Origin of the sequence: Pseudomonas sp. JL3 (assembly GCF_031570575.1) — a bacterium.
Taxonomy (GTDB): Bacteria; Pseudomonadota; Gammaproteobacteria; order Pseudomonadales; family Pseudomonadaceae; genus Aquipseudomonas; species Aquipseudomonas cucumis.
In genome coordinates this window covers 68082-93877 of the sequence record NZ_JAKWJK010000017.1, presented here as the reverse complement: position 1 = coordinate 93877, position 25796 = coordinate 68082, and the positions used below count along the sequence as shown (strand labels likewise).

The window sequence follows — 25796 nt, the reverse complement described above, 5'->3', positions numbered from 1 at the left end:
CGGTCATTCAGTCAACATCTCTGTTGAATGTGAAACCGTATTCGCGAGCAAGCCTGCTCCCACATTGGATTTGGTTCGTCAGAACAGCTTCAGTGGTTCTTCATTGAGTGCGGCGAGTTGTTCACGCAGCGCCAACACTTGATCGCCCCAATAGCGCTCGGTGCCGAACCACGGAAAGCTGCGCGGGAAGGCCGGGTCATCCCAGCGCCGGGCGAGCCAGGCGCTGTAGTGCATCAGGCGCAAGGCGCGTAGCGGTTCGATCAGCGCCAGTTCCCGCGGATCGAAGTCGTGGAATTCGTTGTAGCCGTCCATCAATTCCGACAACTGTCCCAGACATTCCTGACGATCACCCGCGAGCATCATCCAGATATCCTGCACCGCCGGGCCCATGCGGCAGTCGTCGAGGTCGACGATGTGGAACATATCGTCGCGGCACATCATGTTGCCGGGGTGGCAATCGCCATGCATGCGGATGTTCTGGTGCGGCGTGGCCTTGTAGACCTCTTCGACGCGCTTGAGCAGATCGCGGGCCACGGACTCGTAGGCCGGCAGCAAACTTTTGGGTACGAAATTGCCTTCGAGCAGGGTCGTCAGCGAGTCATGACCGAAGTTCTTCACTCCCAGCGCTTCACGGTGTTCGAACGGTTTGGTAGCACCGACCGCATGCAGTCGACCCAGCAACTGGCCCAGGCGATACAACTGATCGAGATTGCCCGGCTCCGGGGCACGGCCGCCACGGCGAGGGAACAGGGTGAAACGGAAACCGTTGTGTTCGTGCAGGCTGGCACCGTTGTGAATCATTGGCGCGACCACCGGTACGTCGCACTCGGCGAGTTCGAAGGTGAATTGGTGCTCTTCGAGAATCGCTTCGTTGGTCCAACGCTGCGGACGGTAGAACTTGGCGATCAGCGGCTCGGAGTCTTCGATACCGACCTGATAGACGCGGTTCTCGTAGCTATTGAGCGCCAGAATGCGTGCGTCACTGAGAAAGCCGATGCTTTCGACGGCATCGAGCACGAGATCGGGGGTGAGGGTTGCAAACGGGTGGGCCATGCTGACTCCTGCGCGCAGCAGGCTGCCGCGTCCGGCCAAACATGGTAGCGCAGACGGGCTGTCTTTAGGGGATCGTTCCCATGGGATCGTTCCCACGCTCTGCGTGGGAATGCCTCACCGGACGCTCCGCGTCCGATTTTGGGACGCAGAGCGTCCCGGGCTGCATTCCCACGCAGAGCGTGGGAATGATCATGAAGGGGGCGTTTATCAGGCGCCGACGATCCCGCCATCCTCGCGGGAAATCGCCATCACCGAAGACCGTGGCTTGCCGTTGGGCAGATGCTCGGGGAACGTCGACCCACCGTTTTCCCCCGGATGCTGAATCCCGACAAACAGGGTTTTCTGATCTGGTGAGAAGCTGATCCCCGTCACCTCGCAGCCCACCGGCCCGACCATGAAGCGGCGGATCTCACCGGTCACCGGGTCGGCACAGAGCATCTGGTTATTGCCCATGCCCGCGAAGTCACCTGCGTTGCTCGAATCGCCATCTGTGAGGATCCACAAACGCCCTGCCTCGTCGAAACCCAAGCCGTCCGGGCTGTTGAACATGTTCTGCGGAGTGATGTTCGACGAACCGCCCTTGGGCGTACCGGCGTGGACACCCGGGTTGCCGGCAACCACAAACAGGTCCCAGGCAAAACTTTTCGAGCCGTGATCGTCGCGGTCGGTGCGCCAGCGCAGGATCTGCCCGTAAACGTTCTTCTCGCGCGGGTTCGGCCCGCCCACCGGTTGGCCTTCTTCGCCGCGTTTGGCGTTGTTGGTCAGGGTGCAATAAACCTGGCCGTCCTTGGGGCTGACGACGATCCATTCCGGACGGTCCATGCGCGTGGCGTTGACGGCGCTGGCTGCGAGGCGTGCATGAATCAGCACTTCGGCCTGATCAGCAAAACCGCTGTTGGCGTCGATGCCGTTCTTGCCATGGGTCAGTTCGATCCACTGGCCCTGGCCTTTGGGGTGATCGGCATTGCCGTCGCCCGCATCGAAACGCGCCACGTACAAGGTGCCGTGATCCAGCAGGTCGCGGTTGGCCTTGGGGTTTTTGTGGTTGATCTTGTCGCGGCTGACGAATTTATAGATGAACTCGCCACGTTCGTCGTCGCCCATGTACACCACGGCGCGACCGTCATTGGTTTCGGCCAGCGCGGCGTTTTCATGTTTGAAGCGGCCCAGCGCGGTGCGTTTGACCGGCGTCGACTGCGGATCGAACGGGTCGATTTCCACCACCCAACCGTGGCGGTTGAGTTCGTTGGGGTTCTTCGCCAGATCAAAGCGCGGATCGTGTTGATGCCAGTTGATATCTTTGCTGGCCACCACCGCGCCGTAGCGTTTCTGCGCGGCATCAAACTTCTGCTCGGCATTGCTACTGCCGAAGCAGTCGGTGAAGTTCTCTTCGCAGGTCAGATAAGTGCCCCACGGCGTCTTGCCGTTGGCGCAGTTCTGGAAGGTGCCGAGGACATTCTTGCCGTGTTTGTCGGCGCTGGTTTTCATCAGCTCGTGACCCGCTGCAGGGCCGCTCAGTTTGATGGGGGCGTTACCGTGAATGCGCCGGTTGTAGCGCGAGCCCTGGACGAACTGCCACTGGCCGTTCTTGCGCTGCACTTCAATTACCGAGACGCCTTCGCAGGCGAGGGCCTTGCGCACGTCTTCGGCCGATTGCGGCATGCCGCCATGGGGGTAGAGGTAGCGGTAGTTGGTGTATTCGTTGTTGATCGCCATCAGCGCCCGGTCTTTTTCACCGGGGAATTCGAACAGGCTCATGCCGTCGTTGTTATCGCCGAACTGGACTTCCTGCGCCTCGGCGGTGCCGTTACCGCTGGGGTCGAACGCCGGGCCATTGTTTTGCAGTGGCTGGCCCCAGCTGATCAGCACCGAGGACTTGTAGCCCGGCGGCAGGGTGATGGCGTCGGTCGTGGCGGCGGCGATGCTGTCAAAACCCAACAGTTTGCTGGAGCCGGCGCTGACGCTGGCGGCCAGCACACTGCGACTCAGCAAATTGCCACCGAGAAACATCGCTGCACCGCAGAGGGCACCAGCGCTGATGAAGCCTCGACGGCTGAGGCCAACCATCTTTTCGAGGTCGGTGGGTTGGTTGTCTTCTAATAGGCTCACATCAGGCTCCCTGCGGGTTTTTGCAGTCACCTTAATGGTGGTCGATGAAGGTTTTGTTGCAGCGCTCATCAGAGCGGTGTGCCCAGCAGAATATTGGACGGTGCGAATTGCACCAGCACCGGTTTACCAACGGCAAGCTCGAGGGTTTTCAAGCGCAGGGGCTCGGCCAGGGCGCAAAGTGTCTGGCCATTGGGCAGGCCGATGCGCACTTCGCTGGGACCGTCGTCGGCGTAGAGGATTTCTTCGATCATGCCCTTCAGGCAATTGTTGCCGGGCATCGCGGCTTGATCGATGCCCAGCAGTTCCAGCCAACCGGCCTTGATCAGTGCCACCACTTCGGTGCCGGTTTGCAGTTCCAGGCGCAGAGTGCTGTCGTGAGTGATCTGCGCATCGATAAGCAAGCCTTCGGCCAGTTCAAGACGGATGCGGTCGTTGCGTCCCTGTGCATCGATCGCCACGACCTTGCCGTGCAGTTGGTTGCGCGCGCTGGTTCTGAGCATCAGGCGACCAAGCAGGTCCAGGTCACTGGCCTCTTCGGCGGCTTCCAGCACCTGAGCCTGCAAGGCTTGCAGCTTTTGATACAGGCGTAACACGCGTTCGCCTTCGCTGGACAGTTTGGCGCCGCCACCGCCCTTGCCGCCGACGCTGCGCTCCACCAGCGGTTTCTGCGCGAGGTTGTTCAGCTCGTCGATGGCATCCCACGCCGCCTTGTAACTCAGGCCCGCGCTTTTTGCGGCGCGGGTGATCGAGCCTTGTTCGGCGATGTGTTGCAACAACGCGATGCGTTGCGGACGACGGACAATGTGCTGGGACAACAATGGAGGCAAGGACATGGCGAGATGCTTTGGGCTGTGGCGATGGGGAGGACGTTGGCGGCTTGGCGCACGGGAGTCAAGTCAGGCCCCATCGCCAGGTTTTGGGGTGCGGGCCAGGCAGTAGACATCGACCCTCGCGGCACCCGCCTCCATCAACAAGCGAGCCAGGGCCTGGGCGGTGGCGCCGGTGGTCAGCACGTCGTCGACCAATGCGAAGTGACGACCCTTGATCGAGGCCGCGGGCGCCAAGGCAAAGGCGTGGCGCAGATTCTTTTTACGGGCGTCGGCATTCAGCTCTTGTTGCGCGCTGGTGTCCTGGATTCTCAGCAACAGCGTTTCATCACAAGGAATGTCGAGGCTGACGCTGAGCCAGCGGGCGAGCATCGCTGCCTGGTTGAAACCCCGCTGGCGCAGACGTTTAGAGGCTAGCGGTACCGGTATCAGTGCATCGGGCCGGTCCAGATCCTCATCGAAGCGATGTTGCAGGAACTGGGCGAGAAGTTCGGCAAGCAGACGGCCAAACGGCCACTTCGCGCGGTGCTTGAAGCGGGTGATCAAACTGTCGACGGGAAAGCTGTAAGTCCAAGGCGCTGCGACTCGCTCGAAGGCCGGCGGTTGTTTCAAGCATTGGCCGCATGTCAGGCCCGTGGCGGGTAAGGGCAGGGCGCAGGTTTGGCAGTGATCGCCCAGCCAGGGCAACTCGGTTTCGCAGGCCATGCAGATTGGCGTGGTGTCGTCCGCGGCTTCTGAACAGAGTAAACAGGTTTGTTTGTTTTTTAACCAGATGTAAACCGGCCCTTCGTATCGTGGTTGACAGCGCATCGCTCTTCCTTAAATATGCCGAACATCCGTGTCGCGTCTGTGGGTATTCCATTCCCCAGCCGCTTGCCAAGCATAAACAAGGAAACGCCCATGAGCGCCAGCACCACTGCAACCCTGCGTCATGACTGGTCTTTGGCCGAAGTCAAAGCACTCTTCGTTCAGCCATTCAACGACCTGTTGTTCCAGGCGCAGACGGTGCACCGCGCGCATTTCGACGCCAACCGCGTCCAGGTCTCGACGCTGCTGTCGATCAAAACCGGTGCTTGCCCGGAAGATTGCAAATATTGTCCGCAGTCCGGCCACTACAACACTGGCCTGGAAAAAGAAAAACTGATGGAAGTGCAGAAGGTCCTCGAAGAGGCCGCTCGCGCCAAGGCCATCGGTTCGACCCGTTTCTGCATGGGCGCGGCGTGGAAACACCCGTCGGCCAAAGACATGCCGTACGTGCTGGAGATGGTCAAAGGCGTGAAAGCCATGGGCCTGGAAACCTGCATGACCCTCGGTCGTCTCGATCAGGACCAGACCGTCGCCCTGGCCGAAGCCGGCCTGGATTACTACAACCACAACCTCGACACCTCGCCTGAGTTCTACGGCAGCATCATCACCACCCGTACGTACAGCGAGCGCCTGCAAACCCTGGCTTACGTGCGTGATTCGGGGATGAAGATTTGCTCCGGTGGCATTCTCGGCATGGGCGAGTCCCTCGACGACCGCGCCAACCTGCTGATCCAGCTGGCGAACCTGCCGGAGCATCCAGAGTCTGTGCCGATCAACATGCTGGTGAAAGTCGCCGGTACGCCACTGGAAAATGCTGACGACATCGACCCGTTCGACTTCATCCGCATGCTCGCTGTCGCTCGCATTCTGATGCCGAAATCCCACGTGCGCCTGTCCGCCGGCCGCGAAGCGATGAACGAGCAGATGCAGGCCCTCGCGTTCTTTGCCGGCGCCAACTCGATTTTCTACGGCGAAAAACTGCTGACCACCGCCAACCCGCAGGCGGACAAGGACATGCAACTGTTCTCGCGTCTGGGCATCCTGCCGGAAGCGCGCGAAGAGCACGCCGACGAAGTGCATCAGGCCGCCATCGAACAGGCACTGGTGGAGCAGAAGAGCAGCGAGCAGTTCTATAACGCTGCTGTCTAAATCTTCTACGGTTTCACCTATTGGAATGCGGTAAAAATGTGGGAGCTGGCTTGTCGGGTCGCCGCATCGCTGCGATGCGGCGACCCGACAAGCCAGCTCCCACATTAGATCGCATCCAGTCTCACGTTTTTTGATCTGCCGAGGTCTGCATGTCTTTCGATCTCAGCGCGCGCCTTGCTGCCCGTCGTGCCGAAAACCTTTACCGTCAGCGCCCGCTGCTCGAGAGCCCTCAGGGCCCGGAAGTGGTGGTCGATGGTCAGCCGTTGCTGGCGTTCTGTAACAACGATTACCTGGGCCTGGCCAATCACCCACAAGTGATCGAAGCCTGGCGCGCAGGGGCGTCGCGTTGGGGCGTGGGTGGTGGCGCTTCGCATTTGGTGATCGGCCACAGCGGCCCTCATCACGCACTGGAAGAAGCCCTCGCCGAGTTCACCGGGCGCCCGCGAGCATTGCTATTCACCACCGGTTACATGGCCAACCTCGGCGCGGTCACCGCATTGGTCGGGCAGGGCGATACGGTGCTGGAAGACCGACTCAATCATGCGTCGTTGCTGGATGCAGGGTTGTTGTCCGGAGCGCGTTTCAATCGCTATCTGCATAACGACGCGGCCAGTCTGGCCAAGCGCCTTGAGAAGGCCATCGGCAATACGCTGGTGGTCACCGATGGCGTGTTCAGCATGGACGGTGACATCGCCGACCTGCCGGCGCTGGCGCGGGAAGCCAAGGCCAAAGGTGCCTGGCTGATGGTCGATGATGCTCACGGTTTTGGTCCGCTGGGTGCCAATGGCGGCGGGATCGTCGAGCATTTCGGTCTGAGTCAGGAAGACGTGCCAGTGTTGGTCGGCACCCTCGGCAAGGCGTTCGGTACGGCCGGTGCTTTTGTGGCTGGCAGTGAAGAGCTGATCGAAAGCCTGATCCAGTTCGCTCGCCCTTACATCTACACCACCAGCCAACCGCCGGCGCTGGCCTGTGCGACGCTGAAAAGCCTTGAGCTGTTGCGTAGCGAACACTGGCGACGCGAGCATCTGAATACGCTGATTCGCCAGTTCCGCCAAGGTGCCGAACAGATTGGCCTGGAGCTGATGGACAGCTTCACGCCGATCCAGCCGATCATGATTGGCGATGCCGGGCGCGCGGTCCGGCTGTCGCAGATGCTGCGCGAACGCGGGCTGATGGTGACTGCGATTCGTCCACCGACCGTGCCCGCCGGCAGCGCCCGCTTGCGTGTGACCTTGACCGCCGCTCACAGCGAGGCGCAGGTACAGCTATTGTTAAATGGACTGGCCGATTGTTTTCAACAACTGGGACCGGAGCCAAGCCATGCGTGATCGTCTGATTCTGCTGCCGGGTTGGGGTCTCGGGATTTCGCCGCTGGAACCCTTGGCGGCGGCCTTGCAGGGTTTGGATGAGCACCTGCGCGTCGAGATCGAGCCGTTGCCGGAACTGGAGTCGAGCGACCTTGAAGAATGGCTCGATGAGTTGGACTCGACGTTGCCACAGGATGCCTGGCTCGGTGGCTGGTCATTGGGCGGCATGCTGGCGTCCGAATTGGCGGCGCGACGGGGTGACCGCTGCTGTGGCCTGGTGACGCTGGCGAGTAACCCTTCTTTTGTCGCCCATGAACAATGGTCGAGCGCGATGCCCGGCGAGACCTTCGATGCGTTTCTGGCCGGCTGCAAAGCTGACTCGCGCATGACGTTGAAACGTTTTTCGCTGCTGTGCGCGCAAGGTGCCGAAGACCCGCGCGGGATATCGCGGCTGTTGCTCGCTGGTGCACCGCATACGTCTTCACCGGTGCTGATGAGCGGCCTGGAGTTGCTCGCCCAGCTGGATACCCGGCAAGCGTTGCAAGCGTTTCGCGGCCCGCAACTGCACTTGTTCGCCGGTCTCGACGGGCTGGTCCCGGCCGAAGCGGCGGGGGACTTGCTGGCACTGCTACCAGACGTCGAAATCGGTCTGATTGAACAGGCCAGTCACGCGTTTCTTCTGGAAGACCCCCACGGTGTGGCGGGGGCGATTCAGGCCTTTTTGCATGAGTTCGGTGATGACTGATTTATCCCTTCCCAACCTGCCTGGCGGCTTGCCCGACAAACGCCAGGTGGCGGCATCCTTTTCCCGTGCGGCCGCGAGCTACGACAGCGTGGCTGAATTGCAGCGCGACGTGGGCAGCGAGTTGTTGCGTCGGTTACCGGAAGATTTTGTCCCTTCTCGTTGGCTGGATATGGGCTGCGGCACAGGGTATTTCAGCCGAGCCTTGGCGGAGAAGTTTCCTGCGAGCGCTGGCGTGGCGTTGGACATCGCAGAAGGCATGCTCAATCACGCCCGTCCCTTGGGCGGCGCGACTCATTTCATCGCGGGCGATGCGGAGCGCTTGCCGTTGCAGGACTCGACCTGCGACCTGGTCTTCTCCAGCCTGGCGGTGCAATGGTGTGCGGATTTCGCCTCGGTGCTCAATGAAGCGTATCGGGTACTGAAACCGGGCGGAATTTTCGCGTTTGCTAGTCTATGTGTAGGCACTCTGTACGAATTGCGCGATAGCTGGCGTCAGGTGGATGGCATGGTGCACGTCAACCGCTTCCGCGAGTTTGGTGTTTACCAGCAGCTTTGCGCGGGAAGTGGCTTGAAGGTCATCAGCCTTGAAACACATCCACATGTGTTGCATTACCCCGATGTCCGCAGCCTGACCCATGAGCTCAAGGCACTTGGGGCGCACAACCTGAACCCCGGTCGGCCGGGCGGTTTGACCGGCAGGGCGCGGATCCTTGGCCTGATCGAGGCTTACGAGCAGTTTCGTCAGGCACAGGGATTGCCGGCGACTTATCAAGTGGTTTACGCCGTGGTGGAGAAACCCTTATGAGCGCAGCCTATTTCATCACCGGTACTGACACCGATGTCGGCAAGACCACCGTCGCCGCAGGTTTGCTGCATGCCGCGCGATTGGCGGGCTTAAGCACGGCAGCGGGCAAACCGGTGGCCTCCGGTTGCGAGCTGACGCCCATGGGATTGCGCAACGCCGATGCGCTGGCACTGTTTGCCGAGTGTTCGATACCGTTGACCTACGATCAGGTCAATCCGGTCGCGTTCGAACCGGCAATTGCACCGCATCTGGCGGCGCGGGAGGCTGGCGTGGCGTTGACCGTGCAATCCCTGTTGACACCGATGCGGCAGATTCTCGATATGCAGGCCGATTTCACCTTGATCGAAGGCGCTGGCGGCTGGCGAGTGCCGTTGGCGGATCAGGACAATCTGTCGGACCTGGCGATGGCGCTGGGGCTGCCGGTGATCCTGGTGGTCGGTGTGCGGCTGGGTTGTATCAATCATGCACTGCTGACAGCCGAAGCGATCGCACGGGATGGTTTGCAGTTGGCAGGGTGGGTGGCCAATATCATCGATCCGAAGACCTCGCGCCTGGAAGAGAACCTTGCGACGCTGGCCGAACGGATTCCCGCTCCATGCCTGGGGCGGGTGCCGAAACTCAAGTCAGTGACAGCCGACGCGGTGGCCGCGCATCTGCAGCTGGATTTGCTGGACTGAGATTGTTGGCTTGGTTTTTACCTATGACAAGGCACTGTGCTATTAGTGTTTTTGTCGGGCCTTTTGTCGGCGTGTCTGGTTCAATGGCCGCTGTTGATCCTTTGTAGGACGAGTTCCCCCATGGAAATCTCAGGAAACACCGCTTTTTATGCCGGTCTGAGCACTATTCAGACAGGGCAGAACCGTGTCGATCAGGCTTCGGGGCAGATCGCCAACAACACCATCGTTCGTTCGGTCACCAGTCAATCCTCCGAGATTCAGGTCGATCGCTTGCGCTCGGTAGACCGCAGCCAGCAATCGGACTTGGCCAGCAATATGGTCGAGATGTCTCAAGGCAAGTTCCAGGTGGAACTGGGCGTCAAAGTCGCCAAGGCATCCGATGAAATGCTTGGGACGCTGATCGATACTTTTGCCTGATCCCTCGCTGAATCCGCTACTCCAACGCCGCGACAGTTCGCGGCGTTTTTCTGCGTAAGTCCTTCTGCCTCAACTAATCTCTCCTACATGGCGTGTTGCTCAGTCAACGGCGTTGCGCAACTGCGTGGCCGAGGTTTTCATGGTGCGATGACGAACGGCAAAAGATCGGCGCTTGACAAGAATTGGGCGTAAACGTATGTTTCAAACAACTGTTTGACCGCCACAACAAATCAACGCGGTCGTTCATTCCCGGTTACATCAGCAGAGGTTTATCGCTATGCCTGACTACAAGGCCCCCTTGCGTGATATTCGCTTCGTTCGTGACGAACTGCTCGGCTACGAAGCGCACTATCAGAGCCTTCCGGCTTGTGCAGACGCAACTCCGGACATGGTTGACGCCATTCTCGAAGAAGGCGCCAAGTTTTGTGAGCAGGTGCTGGCTCCGCTGAACCGCGTGGGTGACACCGAAGGCTGCACCTGGAGCGAGTCCGGCGTTAAAACCCCGACCGGTTTCAAGGAAGCCTACAAGCAATTCGTCGAAGGTGGCTGGCCAAGCCTGGCTCACGACGTAGAGCACGGCGGCCAAGGCCTGCCGGAGTCTCTGGGTCTGGCCGTAAGCGAAATGGTTGGCGAGGCCAACTGGTCGTGGGGCATGTACCCAGGCCTGTCCCATGGCGCGATGAACACCATCTCCGAACACGGCACGCCTGAGCAGCAAGAGGCTTACCTGACCAAACTGGTCTCCGGCGAATGGACCGGCACCATGTGCCTGACCGAACCGCACTGCGGCACCGACCTGGGCATGCTGCGCACCAAGGCCGAGCCTCAGGCCGACGGTTCCTACAAAGTGTCCGGCACCAAGATCTTCATCTCGGCCGGCGAACACGACATGGCCGACAACATCGTCCACATCGTTCTGGCGCGTCTGCCGGATGCACCGGCGGGCACCAAAGGCATTTCGCTGTTCATCGTTCCGAAATTCCTGCCAAACGCAGACGGCTCGATCGGCGCACGTAACGCTGTGACCTGCGGTTCGCTGGAACACAAGATGGGTATCCACGGCAACGCCACCTGCGTGATGAACTTCGACGCGGCCACCGGTTATCTGATCGGCCCGGCGAACAAAGGCCTGAACTGCATGTTCACCTTTATGAACACCGCACGTCTGGGTACCGCGCTGCAAGGTCTGGCTCACGCCGAAATCGGCTTCCAGGGCGGCCTGAAATACGCTCGCGATCGCCTGCAAATGCGCTCCCTGACTGGCCCGAAAGCGCCGGACAAAGCCGCTGACCCGATCATCGTTCACCCTGACGTACGTCGCATGCTGTTGACCATGAAGGCGTTCGCCGAAGGCAACCGTGCGATGGTTTACTTCACCGCCAAGCAAGTCGACATCGTCAAGTACGGCGTCGATGAAGAAGAGAAGAAGAAAGCTGACGCGCTGCTGGCGTTCATGACGCCGATCGCCAAAGCCTTCATGACTGAAGTCGGTTTCGAATCCGCTAACCATGGCGTACAAATCTACGGCGGCCACGGCTTCATCGCCGAGTGGGGCATGGAGCAGAACGTTCGCGACAGCCGCATTTCAATGCTGTACGAAGGCACCACCGGTATCCAGGCACTCGACCTGCTGGGCCGTAAAGTGCTGATGACTCAAGGCGAAGCGCTCAAAGGCTTCACCAAGATCGTCCACAAGTTCTGCCAGACCAACGAAGGCAACGACGCGGTCAAAGAGTTCGTCGAGCCATTGGCTGCGCTGAACAAAGAGTGGGGCGAGCTGACCATGAAGGTCGGTATGGCTGCCATGAAAGACCGCGAAGAAGTCGGCGCCGCGTCGGTGGACTACCTGATGTACTCCGGTTACGCCTGCCTTGCCTACTTCTGGGCTGACATGGCGCGTCTGGCTGCCGAGAAACTGGCTGCCGGCACCACCGAAGAGGCGTTCTACACCGCCAAGCTGCAGACTGCGCGCTTCTACTTCCAGCGTATCCTGCCGCGTACCCGCACTCACGTTGTAACCATGCTGTCGGGTGCCAACAACCTGATGGACATGAAAGAAGAAGACTTCGCACTGGGTTACTAAGCCCTACGCAGTCCTTCATAAAGCCGCTGCTTCCTCGGGAGCAGCGGCTTTTTCATGCCTGACGCAAACGATCACGTCGGTAAATATTCCTGACTAAAACGCTAAGAAGAACGCCATTGCTGCCGTTAAAGAGGATGGCGATGTGACACACGTCACATCGTATGTGCTGAATTGCCCCAAGTGCAGGCACAATGCCATCTTGTTTGCCGGGTCGGAGCTTTACCCTTGTTGCGTTCTTCCGCTGTACGTTTCAGTCATTTTTTGCCATCGCTGCTGTTGTTGCTCGCGGGGCTTGCGGCTGCCTACGTCAAGGATCTCAACGTCTTCTTCACTTCGCTGTTCAACGTGCTGCCCACTCTGGTGCTGTTGCTTGGCGGGGCGTATTGCGCGGTTTACCGACGTCAGCGTGAACTGTTTCTGATGGTCACGGTGTACATCGCCTACTTCCTGCTCGACACCCAGACCGACTATTACCGCGACAATGGCAAAGTTCGTGAAGACGCCGCCGTGGTTTTCCATCTGTGCTGTCTGCTGCTGCCGTTGCTGTTTGGCTTGTTTGCCGCCTGGCAAGAGCGTACTCACCTGTTCCAGGACATGGTGGCGCGCTTCGCGGTATTGCTGGCGTTCGGCAGCGTGGCGCTGGGGCTGGAGCAAAGTTACCCGCAGGCGCTGCTGATGTGGCTGTCAGAGATCCGCTGGCCAGCGTTGCATGGTGCGTGGATGAGCCTGATCCAGTTGTCCTACCCGGTATTCATCGCCTCGTTCCTGTTGTTGGCCTGGCAATACTGGCGCAACCCAAGACCCTTGCATGCTGCGCAATTGGTGGGGCTGCTGGGATTGTTCTGGATGTTGCCGAAAACCTTCATCCTGCCCTTCACCCTGAACATCATGTGCAGCCAGGTGATGTTGATGATTGCCGCCGCGGTTGCCCATGAGGCCTATCAGATGGCCTTCCGCGACGAACTCACCGGCCTGCCGGGTCGCCGCGCATTGAACGAACGCATGCAACGGTTGGGGCGCAATTACGTGCTGGCCATGAGCGACGTCGATCACTTCAAGAAATTCAACGACACCCACGGTCACGATGTCGGCGACCAAGTGTTGCGGCTGGTCGCCAGCAAACTGTCGAAAATCAGCGGGGGCGGTAGGGCATATCGCTACGGTGGTGAAGAATTTGCTTTGGTGTTCGCAGGCAAAACCCTCGAGGAGTGTATGCCGCACCTGGAAGTCATTCGCGAATCCATCGCCACCTACAACATCCAGCTGCGCAATCAGGACAACCGTCCCCAGGATGACCAGCAGGGACGCCAGCGCCGCGCCGGTTCAAGCGCCTCGAGTGTATCGGTCACCGTCAGCATCGGTGTCGCCGAGCGGTTGGAGCAGCGCACGCCGGAAGAAGTGCTCAAATCCGCTGACCAGGCGCTCTACAGCGCCAAAGGCGCGGGGCGAAACTGTGTGATGGCTTTCGGTCAGAACCGTCGTGGCGCGGTGCGCATGGACGCCGCTGCGGGTTGAGTGATGATGGCGCATTCAGCGTCTGGACTGTGATTGTGAGGCGTGGTGCGCGGCAGTAGGTTTGAGCAATCTGCTGCCGGAGAAATGACCATGCCCGAGTACAAAGCTCCCCTGCGCGATATGCGCTTTCTGATCGACCACGTCTTCGATTTTCACAGCAACTACGCCGCGCTGGGCGCCACCGATGCCAGCCCGGACATGATCAATGCGATCCTTGAAGAAGGCGCGAAATTCTGTGAGAACGTTCTCGCACCGCTGAACCGCAGCGGAGACGAAGAAGGCTGCCATTTCGACAACGGCGTGGTCACAACGCCTACAGGTTTCAAGCAGGCTTTCGCACAATACGTTGAAGGCGGCTGGCATGGTCTGGCGGCGGATCCGGCTTACGGTGGCCAAGGCTTGCCCAGTTCTTTGGGGTTGGTCATCAGCGAAATGGTCGGTTCCAGCAACACCTCCTGGGGCATGTACCCCGGCCTGACTCACGGTGCGATGTCGGCGATTCACGCCCATGGCACCGACCAACAGAAACAAACCTATTTGAGCAAGCTCACCGCTGGCCAATGGACCGGCACCATGTGCCTGACCGAAGCCCATTGCGGCACCGATCTGGGCATCATCAAGACCCGCGCCGTGCCTCAGGCCGATGGCAGTTACGCGATCTCCGGCAGCAAGATCTTTATCTCCGCCGGCGAGCACGACATGAGTGACAACATCATTCACCTGGTGCTGGCCAAACTGCCGGACGCTCCTGCCGGTACCAAGGGTATTTCGCTGTTTATCGTTCCCAAATTCCTACCCAATGCCGAGGGCGAGGCGGGTGAGCGCAATGGCGTTTCCTGCGGTTCGATCGAACACAAAATGGGCATCAAGGCCTCGGCCACCTGTGTGCTGAATTTCGACGACGCCAAGGGGTTCTTGATCGGTGAGCCGAACAAGGGCCTGAACTGCATGTTCACCATGATGAACCACGCTCGGCTCGGCACCGGCATGCAAGGTTTGTGTCTGGGTGAGGCGAGCTTTCAGGGCGCGATCAAATACGCAAACGACCGCCTGCAAATGCGCTCACTGACCGGCCCGAAAGCACCGGAGAAAGTCGCCGACCCGATCATCGTTCATCCCGATGTACGCAGGATGTTGCTCACCATGAAGGCCTTCAACGAAGGCAACCGGGCGCTGACTTATTTCACCGCGCAGTTGCTGGACGCCGCTCATCTGAGCCCGGATGAAACGGCGCGTCAGGATGCCGAAGACCTGTTGGCGTTCCTGACGCCGATCTGCAAAGCGTTCATGACCGATACTGGGCTGGAGGTGACCAACCTCGGCATGCAAGTGTTTGGCGGTCACGGTTTCATTCGTGAGTGGGGCATGGAGCAGTTGGTTCGCGACTGCCGGATCGCGCCGATCTACGAAGGCACCAACGGCATTCAGGCGCTGGACTTGCTTGGGCGCAAAGTCCTTGGCAGTCAGGAAAAACTGCTGCGCGGCTTCACCAAAATCGTCCACAAATTCTGTGCGGCAAACGCTGAGCATCCGCAACTCGGCAGCTATGTGGCGCAGCTCAATAGTCTGAATCAGCAGTGGGGCGAATTGACCACCAAGGTCGGCATGGCCGCGATGAAAAATCCTGATGAAGTCGGCGCTGCCTCGGTGGATTACCTGATGTACAGCGGTTACATCATCCTCGGCTACCTGTGGCTACGTATGGCGTTGGTGGCTCAGGCGCAGTTGGAGGCGGGCGGCGGCGATGGCGATTACTGCCAGGGCAAACTGGCGACCAGCGAGTTTTACTTCAAGCGTTTGCTGCCACGCACCGCCGCTCATCGGGCGGCCATCGAGGCGGGCAGCGATTGCCTGATGAAGCTGCCGGCGGAGTTGTTTGCGCTCTGACGGTTTGGTTTGAAAAGCTTCGCGGGCGAGAGCTATCTCAGGTGAATACTGGTGACTAAAAATAACAAAACAGTCATGAGTCGACCCTATGTGTCGTAAAAGTTGTTGAGGTACACTCGGACACAACGAAATCACTATTCTACGAACCACCTGTTTAGATCTTGCGAGGTTTGCCATGGCTGACTACAAAGCGCCCCTGCGCGATATGCGCTTCGTCCTCAATGAAGTTTTCGAGGTCGCCAAACTCTGGGCCGAACTGCCTGCGCTCGCCGAGTCCGTCGATGCTGAAACGGTCGAAGCCATTCTGGAAGAAGCCGGCAAGGTCACCAGCAAAAGCATCGCGCCCCTGAGCCGCGCAGCTGACGAAGAAGGTTGCCACTGGGCGGACGGTGCCGTCACCACCCCAGGCGGTTTCCCACAGGCTTATCAGACTTACGCCGAAGGCGGTTGGGTCGGTGTCGGTGGTGATCCGACCTACGGCGGCATGGGCATGCCCAAGGCGGTTTCGGCGCAGGTCGAAGAAATGGTCAACTCCGCGAGCCTGTCGTTCGGTCTGTACCCGATGCTGACCGCCGGTGCCTGCCTGTCGATCAACGCCCACGCCAGCGAAGAGCTGAAAGCGGCGTACCTGCCGAACATGTATGCCGGTGTCTGGGCTGGTTCCATGTGCCTGACCGAGCCGCACGCCGGTACTGACCTGGGGATTATCCGCACCAAGGCCGAGCCTCAGGCCGATGGTTCCTACAAAGTCAGCGGCACCAAAATCTTCATCACCGGCGGTGAACACGACCTGACCGAGAACATCATTCATCTGGTGTTGGCCAAACTGCCGGACGCGCCAGCGGGGCCGAAAGGCATTTCGCTGTTCCTGGTGCCCAAGTTCATGGTCAATGCCGATGGCAGCCTGGGCGCGCGCAACCCGGCGAATTGTGGTTCGATCGAACACAAAATGGGCATCCAGGCGTCCGCGACCTGCGTGATGAACTTCGACGAAGCCGTGGGTTATCTGGTCGGTGAGCCGAACAAAGGCCTGGCGGCAATGTTCACCATGATGAACTACGAGCGATTGGGCGTCGGTATTCAGGGCCTGGCCACTGGCGAGCGCTCGTACCAGAACGCTATCGAATATGCTCGCGACCGTCTGCAAAGCCGCTCGCCGACCGGCGCGCAGAACAAGGACAAGGTGGCTGACCCGATCATCGTCCACCCGGACGTGCGTCGTATGCTGCTGACCATGAAAGCCTCGAACGAAGGCGGCCGTGCCTTCTCGACTTATGTGGCGATGCAGCTGGACACCGCCAAATTCAGCGAAGACGCCGCCACCCGCAAGCGCGCAGAAGATCTGGTTGCACTGCTGACGCCGGTGGCCAAGGCCTTCCTGACCGACTTGGGTCTGGAAACCACGGTGCACGGCCAGCAGGTTTTTGGCGGTCACGGCTACATCCGTGAGTGGGGCCAGGAGCAACTGGTTCGTGATGTACGGATCACCCAGATATACGAAGGCACCAACGGTATTCAGGCGCTGGACCTTGTAGGACGCAAGATCGTTGGCAGCGGCGGGGCGTTTTACAATCTGTTCGCTGACGAGATTCGTCATTTCATCGCGACAGCCAATGCTGACCTGGCGGAGTTCACCCAGCCGCTGAATGATGCGGTGGACACCCTCGACGAACTGACCGCATGGTTGCTGGACCGGGCGAAAAACAACCCGAACGAGATCGGCGCGGCGTCGGTCGAGTATCTGCAAGCATTCGGTTACATGGCCTACGCCTACATGTGGGCACTGATGGCCAAGGCAGCCTTCGGTAAAGAAGCGCAGGAGGATTTCTACGCGAGCAAACTCGGAACGGCACGGTTCTATTTCGCACGTCTGCTGCCGCGTATTCACTCGTTGAGCGCATCGGTAAAGGCGGGTAGCGAATCGTTGTTCCTGTTGGACGCAGGACAATTCTGATCCTTTGACGTTATGTAAGCTTTCTCTTACATAACGTGCTGCTGTTTTCCCATAGGCGAAGATTGGATCCAGAGCTAATCTACTTCACATGGACGTCGCGCAGGAAGCGCAAAGCAACAACACGGACACGTAGGATTCTGCCAGGATGGCGGAGTGAAATGGATGTCAGGGAAACAGTCTGCAAAGCCCCGCTTCGGCGGGGTTTTCTTTTGCCTGGAAAAAAGTACTCAGTGCAACCCGTCCAGTGTCGCCGGGCCATTCAAGTGGTCATCCGGCCCATTCATCACTTCTTCCAGCAATGTCCGCAACAACGTCAGCGAAGCCTGTTGCCGCTGCACATCCCAACACATCTCGAATACTGGCCTTGAAGAGCCGCAATGAACCCTGAAGAACGCCGCAGGTCGATTAGCTGTATGGTTTCACAAGAGCCAACTTCAATCAGGAGCTACCCCATGGACTTTATTCGAATCATCATCGCCATTCTGTTGCCGCCACTGGGTGTGTTTCTGCAAGTCGGTTTCGCTGGGGCATTCTGGCTGAATATTCTGCTGACATTGTGCGGTTACATTCCGGGGATCGTGCATGCGGTGTATATCATCGCCAAGCGCTGATATTCGCTCCTACAGGGATAACACAATACCCGTAGGAGCGAGCTTTCCGCGAATGGCGCGACGCGGTTTCAGCCCGCGAGCGTCATCACCCTTCGATAAAACAACCACTCCTGCTCCAGCGCATGGGCCTGATTGCCGGCCTTGCGAAAGCCATGGCGTTCGTCGGCGTAGTAATGTGCTTCGACCAGAATGCCGTTGTCCTGCAACGCCTTGACCATGTCGCGGGTCTGTTGCGGCACCACCACGGCGTCCAGTTCACCCTGAAAGAAGATCACCGGAACGCTGATGTTGTTCGCGTGCAGCAATGGCGTGCGTGCGGCGTAGCGTTCGGCGTCCTGCACCGGGTCACCGATCAACCAATCCAGATAATCGCCTTCGAACTTGTGGGTGGCGCGGCCTAGCGCAACGGGATCACTGACGCCATACAGGCTGGCGCCCGCACGAAAGACCTTGTGAAAGGCCAGTGCACACAACGTGGTGTAGCCACCGGCGCTGCCTCCACGGATAAACGCTTTGTCACCGTCGATCAGCCCACGTTCGGCGAGGTAGGCGACCACCGCACAGGCATCTTCCACATCCACATCGCCCCAGCTCAAATGCAACGCTTGGCGATACGCGCGGCCATATCCGCTGCTGCCTCGGTAGTTGAGGTCGGCCACGGCGAAGCCGCGCTGCGCCCAATACTGGATTCGCGGGTCGAACATCGGGTAGCAGGCGGAAGTCGGGCCGCCGTGAATGAACACCACCAACGGTGGTTTCGTGTCACCGATCATCGCCGGGTAGAAGAAACCATGGGCCTCGGCCGAGCCGCTCGGATAGCGCAGGGTTTGCGGGCGGCTGATCTGTTCGGCGGGCAGTGGTGCAACACCGCCGGCGAGTGTCTTCACCTGCCGGTTCTGGCGGTCAATGGCAATCACCGCCGACGAACTGACCGGCGAAGCGGCGATGCAGTAGATGAACTGTTCATCCTGTGCGAGATGGCGAAAGCGGCTGTAGTCGCCAGTGAAATCATCACAGGAACCATCGCCATGACAAAGCCCCAGTCGACCAAAACCGCCTTCGGTCCAACTCGCCAGATAACTGTCTTCGCCCAACGGCAACCAGGTGCAACCACCCAGTTGCCAAGGCGCCGGTCCATGGTCGGCGGCAGCACTCGGGAGCGGACTCAGGCCGTTGCCCGACTCCACCCACGGCTGCCAGAAACCGCCGCGATCCGTCAGACAAAACAGACGGCCGCGGTCATCGAATCGGGGTTGTTGCAATGACTCCTGAGCACCGTCGCCGGCCACACATCGTGGTGGCGCAAAGGTGTGATCACTCTGGCGTTCGGCAACCATCAGGCGAGTCGCGGTCCAGGGCTGATCCGGGCGATTCCACTCGATCCAGGCCAAGCGTCGACCGTCAGGACTCACGGTCGGTGCAGCATAGAAATCAGCGCCTTCGGCCAGTAGATGACGTCGGCCATCAGCCAGATCGATAGCCACCAGGCGATGTCGATCGCGGTTCTCTTCCACGGCCAGCACTTGCCCGTTGGCGAAGTGCAGATCGCCGTAACGGCATTCATTTGAGGTCAGCACCTCAGGTGTCTCACCCGTCAGCGATTGCCGATACAGCTGCTGGTCGGCCTCATTGACGAAAACCAGCCCGTCATCGGTCAGACAAAACGCGCCGCCGCCATATTCGTACACCCGGCTGCGCACACTGAAGGTGGGCGGCGTCAGGCAACGAGCCTGGCCGTCGCGCCACTGCCAGATCCGGCAGGCGGCGTCCTCGGGGCGGTATTCGTTCCAGAACAGGCCATGCTTGCCGACCTGTAACTCGGCGAAGTCGATGCCGGCCGCGACAGCCCTGGCGGCGCTCAAAGGTTCAGCTTTTGGCGATGAGGCGTGAGTTTCGTTCATTGCGAAAGGCCAGTTGTTCAATGGTCTGGGTCGCGTGTTCGGCTTCTTCGCGGGCCTTGAGAATCACGCCGTGATGTTCCGACTTGCTGCACACCGGGTCGGCGTTGCTCGCGTCACCCGTGAGCATGAACGCCTGACAGCGGCAGCCGCCGAAGTCCTTTTCTTTCTCGTCGCAGGAGCGGCACGGCTCGGGCATCCAGTCGTAACCGCGAAAGCGGTTGAAGCCGAACGAGTCGTACCAGATGTGCTGCATGCTGTGGTCGCGCACATTGGGAAATTGCACCGGCATCTGTCGGGCACCGTGACAAGGCAAGGCAGTTCCGTCCGGCGTGACCGTCAGAAAAATACTGCCCCAGCCATTCATGCAGGCTTTCGGACGTTCTTCGTAATAGTCAGGCGTGACGAAAATCAGCTTGCACGGATGCCCTTCGGCTTCCAGTTTGGCGCGGTATTCGTTGGTGATGCGTTCGGCGCGAACCAATTGTTCTTTGGTCGGCAACAGGCCAACCCGATTGAGCTGGGCCCAGCCGTAGAACTGACACGTCGCGAGTTCGACGAAGTCCGCTTCAAGGGCGATGCACAGCTCGATGATCCGGTCGATCTTGTCGATGTTGTGCCGATGGGTGACGAAGTTCAGCACCATCGGATAGCCGTGAGCCTTCACCGCGCGGGCCATTTCGAGCTTTTGCGCGAAGGCCTTTTTTGAGCCGGCCAAGAGGTTGTTCACCTGCTCGTCGCTGGCTTGAAAACTGATCTGGATGTGGTCCAGACCGGCCTTCTTGAAGTCGCTGATTTTCTGCTCGGTGAGGCCGATGCCGGAAGTGATCAGGTTGGTGTAGAAACCCAGCTTGCGCGCTTCAAAGATCAGCTCGGCGAGGTCTTGGCGCACCAGCGGCTCACCGCCGGAAAAACCCAACTGCGCTGCGCCCATCTCCCGGGCTTCGCGGAATACCTTGATCCACTGCTCGGTGGTCAACTCTTTGCCTTGCTCGGCGAAATCCAGCGGATTGGAGCAGTACGGACATTGCAGTGGGCAGCGATAGGTCAGTTCGGCCAGCAACCACAGTGGCAGGCCGATTTCGGGCTTGGGCGGTAACTTGTCTGACACGGAATCAGGCAAGTTCGATCCAGTGCTGAGCACGGGCGACCTCCATGAACTGCTCGATGTCTTCACCGAGCTCGGGCACGTCGGGGAACTGCGCGCCCAGTTCGGCGATGATCGCCGCGACATCACGCTCGCCATCGATCAAACCACCAATCAGCGCAGCGCTGTCGTTGAGTTTGATCATGCCTTCCGGGTAGAGCAGCACATGGCCTTTTTGTGCCGGTTCGTACTGGAAACGGTAGCCGGTGCGCCATGTCGGGGTTTTGCTGCGATCGAAACTCATAAGGTGATTCCTTTATGCCAGACCCGCTGATTGGTCACGCTGTGGTACGGCGGGCGGTTCAGTTCGTAGGCCATGCTCATGGCATCGAGCATGCTCCAAAGAATGTCCAGTTTGAACTGGAGAATTTCCAGCATGCGTTCCTGGCCTTCCCGCGTAGTGTAATGCTGCAAAGTGATCGCCAGACCATGCTCCACATCCCGGCGAGCCTGGCCCAGACGCGTGCGGAAATATTCGTAACCGACCGGGTCGATCCACGGGTAATGCTGCGGCCAGCTGTCGAGGCGCGATTGGTGAATCTGTGGCGCGAACAGCTCGGTCAGCGAACTGCTGGCGGCTTCCTGCCAACGGGCCCGGCGGGCGAAGTTGACGTAGGCATCCACGGCGAAACGCACGCCAGGCAGTACCAATTCCTGAGAGCGCAACTGATCCGGGTCGAGACCGACCGCTTGGCCGAGGCGTAGCCAGGCTTCGATACCGCCCTCTTCGCCGGGGGCGCCGTCGTGGTCCAGCAGGCGCTGAATCCACTCGCGACGAATCTCGCGGTCCGGGCAATTGGCCAGGATCGCGGCGTCCTTGAGCGGGATGTTCACCTGGTAATAGAAACGATTGGCGACCCAGCCCTGGATCTGCTCGCGCGTCGCCCGGCCTTCATACATCGCCACGTGATACGGGTGATAGATATGGTAGTAGGCGCCCTTGGCGCGCAGGGCCGCTTCGAATTCGGCGGGGGACATTGCGGTGTCAGTCATTGCGGTTCTCCGGGAACAACCGGTGGATTCTTTGGTGTCGGGTCTGACGCCTTCACGGGCAAGCCTCGCTCCTGCAGAGATAGCGCTATCCCTGTAGGCGCGAGGCTTGCCCGCGAAGAGGCCATCCGCTACAACACAATACTCATGCCGTCATACGCCACTTCAACCTCGCGCCGAACCAGCTCCGCACGCTCCGGCGAATCCTCATCGAGAATCGGGTTAGTGTTGTTGATATGGATAAGCACTTTGCGCTGTTTGGGCAGCTGTTCCAGAACTTCGAGCATGCCGCCGGGGCCGTTCTGCGCCAAGTGACCCATTTCCCGGCCAGTGCGCGTGCCAACGCCACGGCGCTGCATTTCGTCGTCGTCCCACATCGTGCCATCCACCAACAGGCAATCGCTGCTGGCCATGATCTTCAGCAGCGATACGTCGACCTTGCCCAGGCCCGGTGCATAGAACAGTTTACCGCCGGTGCTCAGGTCTTCGACGATCAGGCCGATGTTGTCGCCTGGATGCGGGTCGAACCGATGCGGCGAGTACGGCGGGGCGGCACTACGCAGTGGCAGTGGGGTGAAGCGCAGGTTCGGGCAGGCCGGGACGGTGAAGCTCTGATCGAGTTCGATACGGTTCCAGTTCAGACCGCCATTCCAGTGGGTCAGCATGGTGAACAGCGGGAAACCGGTGCTCAAATCTTCGTGGACCATGTCGGTGCACCAGACCTGATGCGGACAACCTTCGCGCAGGCTGAGCAGGCCAGTGGTGTGATCGATCTGGCTGTCCATCAGGATGATTGCGCTGATGCCGGTGTCACGCAGCGCGCGACCGGGCTGCATCGGAGCGAAGTTCTGGAGTTGGGCGCGGATGTCCGGCGAAGCATTGCACAGCACCCAGTTCACACCGTCATCGGAAATCGCGATGGACGACTGGGTACGCGCCTCGGCCCGCAGGCTGCCGTCGCGAAAACCTGCGCAGTTCACGCAGTTGCAGTTCCACTGGGGGAAACCGCCGCCGGCGGCGGAACCTAGAATCTGGACAAACATGGCCGCTCCATCATTGAAAACTGAAAATAAAAACGCCCCGGCGAGCCGAGGCGTAGCACTGCATTCTCTACCAGACGGCAGAGCTTAGCGGCTTGCGAAGTACATGGTGACTTCAAAGCCGATACGCAGGTCGGTGTAAGCAGGTTTGGACCAGGACATAGAAGCGCTCCTTCAGGTGGATGGGACAGTTGAGACCTATACATATAGTCCACCTCCAGCCGGAGATGTTCAGATAGTTAGGTGGCTATGTTACTCAAAATTACAGAACGATTGGCCACGAATCTTTGAGAAAGCTAATTGCAGCGCCGGTAATGATCATTTTGCCACTTGCCAAGGCGTCCCGGAACAAGGCCCGCTGGCCAGACAGCGCCATCCGCCATCGGCCCGATTCAGTCGTTGTGCCGCCGCCAGCAAGGCTTCGCGGTCGATCATCAGAATCGCCTGAGGCAGATGTTTCAGGTAATCCGACAAGTGGCCGGCCAGTTTACCTTGCCAGAGCAGCTCGGCGGCCTGGGCGTTGGGCAGGGCGGTATTATCGAATTGATCGGCCAGCGCTTGGCGTTGAGCGATGAAGGTCGTTTCATCGATGCGGTCGATCATCCCCTCCAATTCGCTGAGGAACTGTTCGATGTGCTCCAGTAAATCCAGAGGCGCGACACTCGGCGATTGCACGCCAAAAAGCAGCCCGGTCTGACCGTTTAACTGACGTAGTCCGCTGAATACGGCGTAACCAAGTTGCAGCTCCACCCGAAGGCGCTGGTAGAACGGCGTCTGGCACACGTGTGTGAGCAAACGCCAGGCGGCTTCATCGGCGATGTCATGGGTTGCTGTCGGACAAAAAAGTAACAGCGCGTGTTCGCTGGATTCGGTGGCGACGGTACTCCAGAGACGCTGCGAGCGAATCGACGGAGGCGGCGTCAGTTGACTGTCCGCAGTGCCGGGGATACGACTCAAGGCAAACCCCATTGCTGCTTGAGTCTGGGCAGACAGGCCTGTCGCCAGGCCATCCCAGCGTGCGCTCGACCAGAGTTGCTGCAGGTCATCCGAGGCTACGGTGTGCTCGAGGCATAGATCGGGCAGTGCCTTGAGCAATTGTCGAATCGGCATCAACGCAATGGACGCCGGCTCTTCCTGTGAGAAATCGGCATCCGGGTTTGTCAGTTCTTTCAGCGCATGTTCGAGAACTGTCGGCATCGGTTCCTGCAGGCCTGTCATCTTTAGCAGCCATTCATTGCCCGAAGCGCTGAAGGAAAAGTCGACACCGGCCTGACGCGCATCTTCGCGCAGCATCCGCAGGTTGTTTTCCAGATTCGACTGAAGGCGGCTGTGAGGTGCGAACTCCAAGCGCCAGCGCAGATAAACCGCACCTTCATCGGTGTTATCCGGCAATGCCTGACTGAACTGCATCGGCGATCGTTCGCGGCGACTGCGTGAGCGATCCTGGGCAAAAGTCCGCAGGCCGCGGTGGGCGCTGGTCTGGCCGCGAATCAATCCGGCATTCGAGGCTGGAGTCTCGGCGCGCAAAAACGGGTTGGGGGTCGGCAGCTGCCACTGACCGGTGAAGTTATCCACAGCGCCAATTTGTTTGAGGATTGCCTTGAGGGCGACAACGCCCTGTTCGGACAGCCCGGCTTCAAGCTGTTCGCTGTCTCGTCGGGCCAGTTGCAAGGCGCTGCTGACTTGCTGTTGGCGTTGCAGCAGGGCTGCATACTCATCGCGCAGCTCGGCCCAATCCTGATGAGAGGCAAAAAAGCCCAGCCAATCCAAGAGCCGTTCGCGGATTATTTTGTCCGGTTGCGTGGCGCGGGCGGGCCGTGTGAATTCGATGTGCAGCAAGGCTTGGCCAGCGTAGTAATAGAGCGGCGCGGCTTTCAGGTTGTCCGCCAGCCCGGATTCTTGCAGCTGCGCCAACAGGCCCCCGGGTTTTTCGGCGTTCAGCCAGTGGCACAGGAACGCCAGCGCTTCGGGCGATGAGTCGGGCAGCACTTCGAAGGCGAACAGCAGATCCAGCCGACGCTCTCCAGCCTGTTGATAACTATTGTCTGAAGAATCCATCAACAGGGTGGGCTTTGTCTGAGGGACTTTTTCGCCGCGGGTAATAGCAACGGCAAACGCCTGCGCCATCGCCTTCAACTCATCGAGACTCTGTGGCCCGGCCAGACTCAGCGTCATCTGCCCGGTCTGGTAATACTGCTGATAGAAACCCTTCAACGCTTGCTGAAATTCGGGCTGCGGCACCGGCAGGCTGTAACGGTTTCCCGCATGAAATGCCCGCAATGGATGAGCCGCCGAGAGTCCATCAAACAGCGCGAACTGCTGTTGGGCCGTCGCATCCCGCGACCAGGCGACAAATTCGGCGTGCAGCACTTCCCGTTCCCGCCGCTGATCGTCCGGATTCATACGCGGATGAGCGAGCATGTCTGACAGACGCTCCAGTCCACCCCTAAACGCCTGAGGCGGCAGCTCGAAAAAGAAGTCCGTCGTACGTTCGCTGGTTCGCGCATTCACCTGCCCGCCATGACCTTGCACGTAGGCCATCAGCCCTTGCCCTGCGGGAAAGCGCTCTGTTCCCAGGAACAGCAAATGCTCAAGAAAGTGCGCCAGCCCCGGCCAGGCCAGTGGCACGTCGTGACTCCCGGCAGCGACCCGCAGCGCGGCGGCGCAGCGCTTCAAATCCGGAGCATGACGCAGCGTCACCCGCAGGCCGTTGGCGAGGGTTTCAGTGTGGAGGCGAGGGTGATTCAGCGCAGGCATGAGCACTTCCAGAACAGA

At 59.7% G+C, this 25796-nt stretch carries 22 protein-coding genes and 1 pseudogene; 11 read left to right on the top strand and 12 right to left on the bottom strand.

Translation table 11 applies throughout. The annotated features are described in order from the left end of the window. Window positions 1–78: 78 nt before the first annotated feature. The 4 genes from MMG91_RS23940 to MMG91_RS23925 form a co-directional block, all read right to left on the bottom strand. Window positions 79–1053, bottom strand: coding sequence for a serine/threonine protein kinase (locus MMG91_RS23940; protein WP_310660918.1), 975 nt, complete (start codon window positions 1051–1053; stop codon window positions 79–81). A 207-nt stretch (window positions 1054–1260) separates the two neighbouring features. After that, window positions 1261–3162, bottom strand: a complete 1902-nt coding sequence (locus MMG91_RS23935; protein ID WP_310660917.1) for a PhoX family phosphatase — start codon at window positions 3160–3162, stop codon at window positions 1261–1263. Between the two features lie 68 nt (window positions 3163–3230). Further along, window positions 3231–3995 (bottom strand): TOBE domain-containing protein, encoded by a 765-nt coding sequence (locus MMG91_RS23930; protein WP_310660916.1) that lies wholly within the window; start codon window positions 3993–3995, stop codon window positions 3231–3233. A gap of 63 nt (window positions 3996–4058) precedes the next feature. Continuing rightward, entirely contained in the window at window positions 4059–4799 is a 741-nt protein-coding gene (locus tag MMG91_RS23925; RefSeq protein ID WP_310660915.1) for a ComF family protein, read from the bottom strand. A gap of 90 nt (window positions 4800–4889) precedes the next feature. Between MMG91_RS23925 and bioB the strand changes: the two genes are divergently transcribed. The 10 genes from bioB to MMG91_RS23875 all read left to right on the top strand — a co-directional run bounded on the left by bioB (window position 4890) and on the right by MMG91_RS23875 (window position 17335). After that, on the top strand, window positions 4890–5945 hold the full coding sequence (gene bioB / locus MMG91_RS23920) for a biotin synthase BioB (protein ID WP_038981183.1): 1056 nt from the start codon (window positions 4890–4892) through the stop codon (window positions 5943–5945). 149 nt (window positions 5946–6094) lie between these two features. Continuing rightward, window positions 6095–7273 (top strand): 8-amino-7-oxononanoate synthase, encoded by a 1179-nt coding sequence (bioF, locus tag MMG91_RS23915; RefSeq protein WP_310660914.1) that lies wholly within the window; start codon window positions 6095–6097, stop codon window positions 7271–7273. Further along, a complete protein-coding gene (locus tag MMG91_RS23910) occupies window positions 7266–7997 on the top strand; it encodes an alpha/beta fold hydrolase (protein ID WP_095052643.1) in 732 nt (243 codons plus the stop codon). Before bioF ends, MMG91_RS23910 begins: the two co-directional genes overlap by 8 nt. Further along, the gene (gene bioC, locus MMG91_RS23905) at window positions 7990–8802 is read left to right on the top strand and encodes a malonyl-ACP O-methyltransferase BioC (RefSeq protein WP_310660913.1); all 813 of its coding nucleotides are present in this window, start codon (window positions 7990–7992) and stop codon (window positions 8800–8802) included. Before MMG91_RS23910 ends, bioC begins: the two co-directional genes overlap by 8 nt. Continuing rightward, window positions 8799–9479: a dethiobiotin synthase gene (bioD, locus tag MMG91_RS23900; RefSeq protein WP_305447159.1), complete on the top strand. Its 681-nt coding sequence runs from the start codon at window positions 8799–8801 to the stop codon at window positions 9477–9479. Before bioC ends, bioD begins: the two co-directional genes overlap by 4 nt. A gap of 120 nt (window positions 9480–9599) precedes the next feature. Next, a complete protein-coding gene (locus tag MMG91_RS23895) occupies window positions 9600–9896 on the top strand; it encodes a pyrroloquinoline quinone biosynthesis protein PqqE (RefSeq protein WP_310660912.1) in 297 nt (98 codons plus the stop codon). Between the two features lie 277 nt (window positions 9897–10173). Beyond that, window positions 10174–11979, top strand: coding sequence for a phenylacyl-CoA dehydrogenase (locus MMG91_RS23890; protein ID WP_007904189.1), 1806 nt, complete (start codon window positions 10174–10176; stop codon window positions 11977–11979). Between the two features lie 225 nt (window positions 11980–12204). Continuing rightward, entirely contained in the window at window positions 12205–13494 is a 1290-nt protein-coding gene (locus MMG91_RS23885; protein ID WP_305447156.1) for a GGDEF domain-containing protein, read from the top strand. Between the two features lie 90 nt (window positions 13495–13584). Further along, window positions 13585–15381, top strand: a complete 1797-nt coding sequence (locus MMG91_RS23880; protein ID WP_310660911.1) for an acyl-CoA dehydrogenase C-terminal domain-containing protein — start codon at window positions 13585–13587, stop codon at window positions 15379–15381. 175 nt (window positions 15382–15556) lie between these two features. Continuing rightward, a complete protein-coding gene (locus MMG91_RS23875; RefSeq protein WP_310660910.1) occupies window positions 15557–17335 on the top strand; it encodes an acyl-CoA dehydrogenase C-terminal domain-containing protein in 1779 nt (592 codons plus the stop codon). Between the two features lie 227 nt (window positions 17336–17562). On the opposite strand, the pseudogene MMG91_RS23870 reads toward MMG91_RS23875, so the two are convergent. After that, window positions 17563–17685: pseudogene (locus tag MMG91_RS23870) on the bottom strand (LysR family transcriptional regulator); the annotation flags it as partial. A gap of 102 nt (window positions 17686–17787) precedes the next feature. Here MMG91_RS23870 and MMG91_RS23865 point away from each other — a divergent pair. Continuing rightward, the gene (locus MMG91_RS23865) at window positions 17788–17946 is read left to right on the top strand and encodes a YqaE/Pmp3 family membrane protein (RefSeq protein ID WP_007904205.1); all 159 of its coding nucleotides are present in this window, start codon (window positions 17788–17790) and stop codon (window positions 17944–17946) included. A 68-nt stretch (window positions 17947–18014) separates the two neighbouring features. On the opposite strand, the gene MMG91_RS23860 is transcribed toward MMG91_RS23865, so the two are convergent. The 7 genes from MMG91_RS23860 to pqqF all read right to left on the bottom strand — a co-directional run bounded on the left by MMG91_RS23860 (window position 18015) and on the right by pqqF (window position 25778). Beyond that, window positions 18015–19847 carry a S9 family peptidase gene (locus MMG91_RS23860; RefSeq protein WP_310660909.1) on the bottom strand — a complete coding sequence of 611 codons (1833 nt, stop codon included), beginning with the start codon at window positions 19845–19847 and terminating at the stop codon, window positions 18015–18017. Next, a complete protein-coding gene (gene pqqE, locus MMG91_RS23855) occupies window positions 19813–20955 on the bottom strand; it encodes a pyrroloquinoline quinone biosynthesis protein PqqE (RefSeq protein WP_305426932.1) in 1143 nt (380 codons plus the stop codon). Before pqqE ends, MMG91_RS23860 begins: the two co-directional genes overlap by 35 nt. Before the next feature lie 4 nt (window positions 20956–20959). Continuing rightward, a complete protein-coding gene (gene pqqD / locus MMG91_RS23850) occupies window positions 20960–21235 on the bottom strand; it encodes a pyrroloquinoline quinone biosynthesis peptide chaperone PqqD (RefSeq protein ID WP_310660908.1) in 276 nt (91 codons plus the stop codon). Further along, window positions 21232–21984: a pyrroloquinoline-quinone synthase PqqC gene (pqqC, locus tag MMG91_RS23845; protein WP_310660907.1), complete on the bottom strand. Its 753-nt coding sequence runs from the start codon at window positions 21982–21984 to the stop codon at window positions 21232–21234. Before pqqC ends, pqqD begins: the two co-directional genes overlap by 4 nt. Before the next feature lie 128 nt (window positions 21985–22112). Continuing rightward, on the bottom strand, window positions 22113–23024 hold the full coding sequence (gene pqqB / locus MMG91_RS23840) for a pyrroloquinoline quinone biosynthesis protein PqqB (RefSeq protein ID WP_305447151.1): 912 nt from the start codon (window positions 23022–23024) through the stop codon (window positions 22113–22115). Between the two features lie 84 nt (window positions 23025–23108). Next, window positions 23109–23183 (bottom strand): pyrroloquinoline quinone precursor peptide PqqA, encoded by a 75-nt coding sequence (gene pqqA / locus MMG91_RS23835; RefSeq protein WP_009045898.1) that lies wholly within the window; start codon window positions 23181–23183, stop codon window positions 23109–23111. A gap of 156 nt (window positions 23184–23339) precedes the next feature. Beyond that, a complete protein-coding gene (gene pqqF / locus MMG91_RS23830) occupies window positions 23340–25778 on the bottom strand; it encodes a pyrroloquinoline quinone biosynthesis protein PqqF (protein ID WP_310660906.1) in 2439 nt (812 codons plus the stop codon). Window positions 25779–25796 lie beyond the last annotated feature (18 nt).

Bases quoted from the DNA above. Each gene is read 5' to 3' on its own strand.
- MMG91_RS23925 (WP_310660915.1), bottom strand. From the start codon at position 4,799: ATGCGCTGTCAACCACGATACGAAGGGCCGGTTTACATCTGGTTAAAA.
- MMG91_RS23940 (WP_310660918.1), bottom strand. From the start codon at position 1,053: ATGGCCCACCCGTTTGCAACCCTCACCCCCGATCTCGTGCTCGATGCC.
- MMG91_RS23865 (WP_007904205.1), top strand. From the start codon at position 17,788: ATGGACTTTATTCGAATCATCATCGCCATTCTGTTGCCGCCACTGGGT.
- MMG91_RS23880 (WP_310660911.1), top strand. From the start codon at position 13,585: ATGCCCGAGTACAAAGCTCCCCTGCGCGATATGCGCTTTCTGATCGAC.
- pqqB (WP_305447151.1), bottom strand. From the start codon at position 23,024: ATGTTTGTCCAGATTCTAGGTTCCGCCGCCGGCGGCGGTTTCCCCCAG.
- MMG91_RS23890 (WP_007904189.1), top strand. From the start codon at position 10,174: ATGCCTGACTACAAGGCCCCCTTGCGTGATATTCGCTTCGTTCGTGAC.
- MMG91_RS23875 (WP_310660910.1), top strand. From the start codon at position 15,557: ATGGCTGACTACAAAGCGCCCCTGCGCGATATGCGCTTCGTCCTCAAT.
- bioC (WP_310660913.1), top strand. From the start codon at position 7,990: ATGACTGATTTATCCCTTCCCAACCTGCCTGGCGGCTTGCCCGACAAA.
- pqqC (WP_310660907.1), bottom strand. From the start codon at position 21,984: ATGACTGACACCGCAATGTCCCCCGCCGAATTCGAAGCGGCCCTGCGC.
- MMG91_RS23895 (WP_310660912.1), top strand. From the start codon at position 9,600: ATGGAAATCTCAGGAAACACCGCTTTTTATGCCGGTCTGAGCACTATT.
- MMG91_RS23910 (WP_095052643.1), top strand. From the start codon at position 7,266: ATGCGTGATCGTCTGATTCTGCTGCCGGGTTGGGGTCTCGGGATTTCG.
- MMG91_RS23860 (WP_310660909.1), bottom strand. From the start codon at position 19,847: ATGAACGAAACTCACGCCTCATCGCCAAAAGCTGAACCTTTGAGCGCC.
- MMG91_RS23930 (WP_310660916.1), bottom strand. From the start codon at position 3,995: ATGTCCTTGCCTCCATTGTTGTCCCAGCACATTGTCCGTCGTCCGCAA.
- pqqD (WP_310660908.1), bottom strand. From the start codon at position 21,235: ATGAGTTTCGATCGCAGCAAAACCCCGACATGGCGCACCGGCTACCGT.
- bioD (WP_305447159.1), top strand. From the start codon at position 8,799: ATGAGCGCAGCCTATTTCATCACCGGTACTGACACCGATGTCGGCAAG.
- bioB (WP_038981183.1), top strand. From the start codon at position 4,890: ATGAGCGCCAGCACCACTGCAACCCTGCGTCATGACTGGTCTTTGGCC.
- pqqF (WP_310660906.1), bottom strand. From the start codon at position 25,778: ATGCCTGCGCTGAATCACCCTCGCCTCCACACTGAAACCCTCGCCAAC.
- bioF (WP_310660914.1), top strand. From the start codon at position 6,095: ATGTCTTTCGATCTCAGCGCGCGCCTTGCTGCCCGTCGTGCCGAAAAC.